This window comes from Nonomuraea antri (assembly GCF_013283785.1).
GTDB classification, from domain to species: domain Bacteria; phylum Actinomycetota; class Actinomycetes; order Streptosporangiales; family Streptosporangiaceae; genus Nonomuraea; species Nonomuraea antri.
Genome location: NZ_JABCPZ010000062.1, coordinates 40,751 through 47,444, shown reverse-complemented (window position 1 = coordinate 47,444; position 6,694 = coordinate 40,751). Strand labels below are relative to the sequence as shown.

General features: G+C 69.0%; 5 protein-coding genes and 1 pseudogene. 1 reads left to right on the top strand and 5 read right to left on the bottom strand.

Annotation, left to right across the window (positions count from 1 at the left end; translation table 11 throughout):
• Positions 1 to 248 (top strand): annotated as a pseudogene (locus tag HII36_RS21535) (hypothetical protein); the annotation flags it as partial.
• Between the two features lie 175 nt (positions 249 to 423).
• On the opposite strand, the gene ffh reads toward HII36_RS21535, so the two are convergent.
• The 5 genes from ffh to HII36_RS21510 all read right to left on the bottom strand — a co-directional run bounded on the left by ffh (position 424) and on the right by HII36_RS21510 (position 6,292).
• Complete coding sequence (gene ffh / locus HII36_RS21530; RefSeq protein WP_173525026.1) at positions 424 to 1,974, bottom strand: signal recognition particle protein; 1,551 nt, start codon at positions 1,972 to 1,974, stop codon at positions 424 to 426.
• A 57-nt stretch (positions 1,975 to 2,031) separates the two neighbouring features.
• A complete protein-coding gene (locus HII36_RS21525) occupies positions 2,032 to 2,619 on the bottom strand; it encodes a GTP-binding protein (RefSeq protein ID WP_173525025.1) in 588 nt (195 codons plus the stop codon).
• On the bottom strand, positions 2,600 to 2,908 hold the full coding sequence (locus tag HII36_RS21520) for a DUF742 domain-containing protein (RefSeq protein WP_173525037.1): 309 nt from the start codon (positions 2,906 to 2,908) through the stop codon (positions 2,600 to 2,602). Before HII36_RS21520 ends, HII36_RS21525 begins: the two co-directional genes overlap by 20 nt.
• 175 nt (positions 2,909 to 3,083) lie before the next feature.
• The gene (locus HII36_RS21515; RefSeq protein WP_173525024.1) at positions 3,084 to 3,506 is read right to left on the bottom strand and encodes a roadblock/LC7 domain-containing protein; all 423 of its coding nucleotides are present in this window, start codon (positions 3,504 to 3,506) and stop codon (positions 3,084 to 3,086) included.
• Positions 3,503 to 6,292, bottom strand: coding sequence for a sensor histidine kinase (locus tag HII36_RS21510; RefSeq protein WP_173525023.1), 2,790 nt, complete (start codon positions 6,290 to 6,292; stop codon positions 3,503 to 3,505). Before HII36_RS21510 ends, HII36_RS21515 begins: the two co-directional genes overlap by 4 nt.
• Positions 6,293 to 6,694: the final 402 nt, after the last annotated feature.

Here is a 6,694-nt window from a genome sequence, read left to right as displayed (position 1 = left end):
GCCCCGACGACCCCGATGACCATGGCCACCACCCCGGCCACCACCACGGCCCGCACGGTCACGGCCCGCACGACGGCCCAGGCCCGGACCACGGCCCAGGCGACGGCCCGGGTGACGGCCACTGGAACGGCAAGCTGCCACGCACCCTGCCCTTCACCGGCCTGCCCGTCGAGGCGCCCGCCGCGATCGCGCTCCTGCTGATCGCCTTCGGCGCACTGATCCGCTGGCGCTGGCGAAACACCCGCTGACGCGGCGACCACTCAGGTGACGGACGCTGACGCGGCGAACCGCTGACGTGACAACCGCGACCGCAACCGCAACCGCGACCGCCAACGACAACGACAACCGCTGACGAACGCCAGGAGGCCCCGCCCGATCCCGGGCGGGGCCTCCTGTCTGATCACCGACTGTCCGCGAACGACCTCACTGACCAGGCAGCTTGAGCTTGGACGGGTCGAACCCCGGCGGCAGCTCCATCCCCGGAGGCAGCTTGCCGTGCAGGTTGCCCAGCATGCCCCCCTGCTTGGGCGCCGCCGACTCCTCGGACGACCCGGACGAGGACTTCTCCAGCGCCGCCTTACGCGGGTCGCCGCTGACCCTGCGCCCCTTCTTCGCCTTCTTCGACGCCTTGGCCGCCTTGCCGCGCCCACCCGGCATGCCGGGAATGCCCATTCCCCCGGCCATCCGCTTCATCATCTTCTGCGCGTCGAAGAAGCGGGTGACCAGGTTGCTGACCGCGCTGACCGTGACACCTGAACCGTTCGCGATGCGCGCCCGGCGCGACCCGTTGATGATCTTCGGGTCCTGCCGCTCGGCGGGGGTCATCGACCGGATGATGGCCGCGATCCTGTCGAGGTCGCGGTCGTCGATGGAGTTGATCTGGTCGCGCATCTGCCCCATGCCGGGCATCATGCCGAGCAGGTTCTTGATGGGGCCCATCTTCTGGACCATCATCATCTGCTCGAGGAAGTCGTCGAGCGTGAAGTTCTCGCCCGAGGTGAGCTTGCCCGCCATCTTGGCGGCCTGCTCCTCGTCGAACGTCTTCTGCGCCTGCTCGATCAGGGTGAGGATGTCACCCATGTCGAGGATGCGGGAGGCCATCCGATCGGGGTGGAAGGCGTCGAAGTCTTCCAGCTTCTCGCCGGTGGAGGCGAACATGATCGGCCGGCCGGTGATGTGCCGCACCGACAGGGCCGCGCCGCCGCGGGCGTCGCCGTCGAGCTTGGTCAGCACGACGCCGTCGAAGCCGACACCCTCCATGAACGCCTGGGCCGTGGTGACGGCGTCCTGGCCGATCATGGCGTCGACCACGAACAGGACCTCGTCCGGACGCACCGCGTCGCGGATGTCGGCGGCCTGCTTCATCATCTCCTGGTCGATGCCCAGGCGGCCGGCGGTGTCGATGATGACGATGTCGTGGTTGAGCCGCCTGGCCTCGTCGATCGACTGGCGGGCGACCGCGATCGGGTCGCCCACGCCGTTGCCGGGCTCGGGCGCGTACGTGGCGACCTTGGCGCGCTCGCCCATGACCTGGAGCTGCTGGACCGCGTTGGGCCGCTGCAGGTCGGCGGCGACCAGCAGCGGCGCGTGGCCCTGCTCGCGCAGCCAGCTCGCCAGCTTGCCCGCCAGGGTGGTCTTACCCGCACCCTGGAGGCCGGCGAGCATGATGACGGTCGGCGCGGTCTTGGCGAAGCGCAGCCTGCGGGTCTCGCCGCCGAGGATCTCGATCAGCTCGTCATTGACGATCTTGACGACCTGCTGCGCCGGGTTGAGCGCCTGGGAGACCTCGGCGCCGCGGGCGCGCTCCTTCACCTGAGCGACGAACGCCTTGACCACCGGAAGTGCGACATCGGCCTCGAGCAGCGCGATGCGGATCTCACGGGTGGTGGCGTCGATGTCGGCGTCGGACAGCCGACCCTTGGATCGGAGGGAGGAGAAGACCGATGTCAGCCGGTCGGAAAGCGTCTCGAACACGTGGTTGGCCAGTCCTCGAAGCGAATATACGTCTAAGACTTCAGCCTATCCGCTCCGCTAGCCGCTCCAGCCTGGCACGGCCATCTTGACTGTCAAGGCGTGCTCGACGAGCTGGATGAGCGCGCTCTTGACCGAGTCCTTCGACCGGGCGTCGAGCCTGACCAGCGGGATGTGCGGGGCCAAGGTCAGAGCGTCGCGCACCTCGGTGTCGGTGTGCGCGTAACTGCCGTCCCAGCCGTTCACGCCCACCACGAACGGCAGCTGCGCCTCTTCGAAGTAGTCGATGGCCGGGAAGCTGTCGGCCAGCCGCCGCGTGTCCACCAGGACGACGGCCCCGATCGCGCCGCGTACCAGGTCGTCCCACATGAACCAGAACCTGTGCTGTCCGGGCGTGCCGAACAGGTAGAGGATCAGGTCACGGTCGAGCGAGACCCGGCCGAAGTCCATGGCCACCGTGGTGGTGGACTTCAGCGGGGTCATCCCCAGGTCGTCGATGCCGGCGGAGGCGTCGGTCATGACCGCCTCCGTGGTCAGCGGCATGATCTCCGACACCGCGCCGACGAACGTCGTCTTACCCACGCCGAAACCGCCGGCCACCACGATCTTGGTCGAGGTGAGGCCGGGGCTAGAGCCTGCGAAGTCCACTGAGCACCCTTTCCAGCAAATTGACGTCCGGCCTTCCGGCTTCCAGCTGCGGCTGGTGCACGCGTACCAGACCTTCGGCCGCCATGTCGGCGATCAGCACGCGCACCACCCCGAGCGGGATCCGCAGCAGCGCCGACACCTCCGCCACCGACCTGACCTGCCGGCACAGCTGGCTGATCGCCTGATACTCCGGGGTGATGTGGGAGAACTCCCGGTGCTCGGCCGTCGCCGAGGAGACCAGGGCCTCCATGGCGAGCTTCACCCGGGGAGCGGTCCGTCCTCCCGTCACCGCGTAAGGACGGACCGGCGAAGCCGGGTCGGAGCGTGGCGGCTGCTGGGGCTCCCATGCCTGGGGCTCCCATCCGCCGCTGTTCCACCTGGGATCCGTCACACGGCCTCCTCGGTCGGCCACGCGACGGAGTCACCGTGCCTGATGGCTCGCTCGCGTCGCCCGGTCACGCCGCTCACCTGGTCTGGCTCGCGCGCAGCTCCGCGCGCACCGCCGGAGTCAGCACCTGACCGGCGCGATCCACCATCAACGTCATCTGATACGCCACCAGCCCCATGTCACAGTCCGGGGCCGCCAGCACCGCCAGACACGAACCGTCACTGATCGACATGATCAGCATCAGCCCGCGCTGCATCTCCACGATCGTCTGATTGACCGCACCACCCTCGAACACCCGCGCCGCACCCTGCGTCAGGCTCACCAAGCCCGACGCGATCGCGGCCAGCTGATCGGCCCGGTCGGCCGGAAAGCCCGACGAGGCCGCCAGCGGTAAACCGTCGGATGAGACAACCACCGCGTGGGCGACGCCTGGAACGGTGTTGACGAAGTCGGTGATCAACCAGTCGACGCCGCGCGCCGTGTGGCTGAGGTCGTTCATGCGCCCTCCTCCCTGCTTTCGTTCCTCGGGGCGGCCGGGTAGGACCTGCCCTCACTGATGTCGTCGCGTGCGGCCCGGAAGCCCTGCTGGAAGCTGGACAGACGGCTGCGCACCCGGTCCGGCGAGATCGACGGCATCGGCGCCACGCCCTTGGGCGCGGAGGCCGTGTCGGCCGAGCCCGGCACCAGGTTGGCCTTGGGCACCCGCTTGGGCAGCCCGGAGGCCGTCGAACCGTCGTTGACCGGCTGCACGACCGCCTGCGCGGCGTTCCATCCGGCGTCGGCCTGGGACGATCCCCAGGTGGCGCCGCTCTCGGTCTGCTCGAACCAGGCCGACTCCACCGCGGCGAAGATCGGCAGGAACTCGTCGCCCGAGGAGGCCGGCTTGACCACCGGCATCGGGCCGGTGGCCGCGGACTCCGTCTCGGGGAAGTCGAAGCGCGAGCTGAACGACGAGGATTCGGTGTCGGGGAAGTCGAACCGCGAGTTCCGCGACTGGGCGGCCGACGACGGCTCGACGGTCCCGAAGGGCGAAGCGGGCTCCGCGGCGCCGAACGGCGAAGGCTCGACGGTGCCGAACGGAGACGGCTCGGACGTGCCGAACGACGACGGCTCGGACGTGCGCGACCAGGCGGACGGCGGCTCGTCCTGCGTGGGCCGCTTGGGCAGCGGCTGATCGCCGGTCGCGGGCCCGCGGGCGGGCACCCACACGTCGAGCGGTTCCGACGGCCAGCCGCCGCCGGTGTTGTTCGACGGCGGGCCGGAGGACTGCCACTGGGGCGTGGCCGGCCAGGATCCGCTCGGCTGCGGGTCGGACGGGTACGAGGGATGCCCGGGACCCATCTGGTACGGCGTGGCGGGCCACGACGCGGAGGCGGCGGCCTGCGGGGCGGCGTACACCTCTTCGCGCGGCGTGCTCGGCGAGTTGGCGTAGGCGGCGGTCTGCTGGCCGAGCAGCGATTCCGGCACGAGCACCATGGCGGTGAGCCCGCCCGAGCCGTGCGGGCGGAGCTGGACGCGGATGCCGTGCCGGTGCGCCAGCCTGGCGACCACGAACAGTCCCATGCGCCGCGAGACGGAGACGTCCACGATGGGGGCGTCGGTGAGCCGCTCGTTGGCCTGGGCGAGTTCCTCCTGGGTCATGCCGATGCCGGAGTCGGTGATCGAGAGCATGACGCCGCCGCCGTCGATCCTGCTGCCGGAGACGGTGACGCGGGTCTCGCGCGGCGAGAACGACAGGGCGTTCTCGATCAGCTCGGCGAGCAGGTGGATGACGTCGTTGACGGCCTGTCCGGCCACCGAGACGCCGTCGGGCACCTGGAGGACGACGCGCTCGTAGTTCTCGACCTCGGACAGCGAGGCGCGGGCGACGTCGACCATCTTGACCGGCTGGCTCCAGCGCCGCGGCGGGTCCTGGCCGGCGAGGACCAGCAGGTTCTCGCTGTTGCGCCGCATGCGGGTGGCCAGGTGGTCGAGCTTGAACAGGTTGCCGAGCCGCTGCTCGTCCTGCTCGCCCTGCTCCAGGCCGTCGATAAGGGTGATCTGGCGTTCGACCAGGGTCTGGCTGCGGCGGGACAGGTTGACGAACATCGCGTTGACGTTGGCGCGGAGCCTGGACTCCTCGCCGGCCAGGCGGACCGCCTCGCGGTGGACCTCGTCGAAGGCCCGCGCCACTTCACCGACCTCGTCCTGGGAGTGCACCCCGATGGGCTCGACCCGCAGCGCGGTGTCGTCGCCGGACTCGCGCAGCGTGCGGACGGTGTCGGGCAGGCGCTGACCGGCGATCTGCAGAGCCTCCATGCGCAGCCTGCGCAGCGGCTTGACCAGCGACTGGGCCATGATGACCGTGACGGACAGCACCAGGATGAGCAGCAGGGCGCTGCCCGCGCCGGCCAGCAGCGCGTTGCGCCTGGCCGAGTCCTCCAGGCCGCGGCTCTGCAGCGTGATCGAGTCGGTCATGCGCTTCTCGACCGCGCGCATGGAGTCGATGGTGCCGCTGATGGCCTCGAACCAGCGGTCGGAGTCGTCACGCCGCTTGGGGTCGATGTTGAGCCTGGTGCCCTCGTTCGTCTGGGCCATGGCCCGCAGCCGGTACGACTCGGCGCGGTCGATGAGCGTGCCGGTGACGGTGTCGTCGTACACCTGCAGTTCGTCCAGCGAGGCGAGGGCCTTGAACACGGCCACCTCGCTCTCCTGCTTGGCGCGGGCGGCCATGAAGCGTTCGAGCTCGCCGGTCTGGAAGAAGCCGACCTCGGCGGCGCCGGCCAGCAGCGCGCGCTGCTCGGACGCGGCGTCCTTGGCCTTGGTGAGCGCGGAGAGCGCTCGTACGCCGTTGCTCAGCGCCTCGTCCTCGACACCCTGGCCGATCTCGTCGTGGAACTGCTGGAAGACGTTGATGATCTGGGCGTACTTCAGCATGGCGGGCAGGGCGGGAAGTTGCGATTTGATCACCGTTTCACGGGTGACTTTGATCTCCGCCAGCCGGCCGAGCATCGACCGGGCGACATTCCACGCACTCTCGCCGTGCGCGGCGCTGATCACCCCGGCCTTTTCCTTGACCTTCGCCGCGGCCGCGTCGACCGTGGCGAAGTGGTCGCGCAGCTCGGCCTCGCGCTTGGGCGTACGGCCGGCGCCGACGTAGTACACGGCCCGGTCGCGCTCCAGGTCGAGCTGATGTGTCAGCTCGGTGATCGAGGCGCTGAGCTCCGCCTTCTCGAGCACGCGCTGGTACTGGTTCGCACTGCCGATCGACGCGACGATCTGCAGCGCGCCGACCACGACACCCACGGCGGTGGGAATGACGATGAGAGCGATGAGACGCCACCGCACTCGCCAGTTACGCAGCGAAAATCTGCTGCTCTTCACGCCCCTCGCCCTCTTCTGAACTCTTCTCTTGGGTGTTCGCGCAGGCGGATGAGGACCTCGGCCGTCCTCGGCCGATTGTTTCGCCACTGGCTCCACCCTCTCGCGTTAATGCACGGGGCACGCGAGGCGCATGATGCGCGCCCGAGACAAGGTGCAATTTGAGCACATACTGACGAGCCGGGCCAACCTTACAAAACCACTGACTCTTTAGGACCGTTCCAGATTGCCTTAACAACGACCTTAACCCCATAAAACCCGTATTTACCCCAATTCGGACATTACATGACAAACCATACTTAACCGTAGGTCTCGAATTGGGGCATT

What these genes read in the sequence shown, in the direction of transcription:
- HII36_RS21515 (WP_173525024.1), bottom strand. Translation starts at nt 3,506, where the DNA reads ATGAACGACCTCAGCCACACGGCGCGCGGCGTCGACTGGTTGATCACC.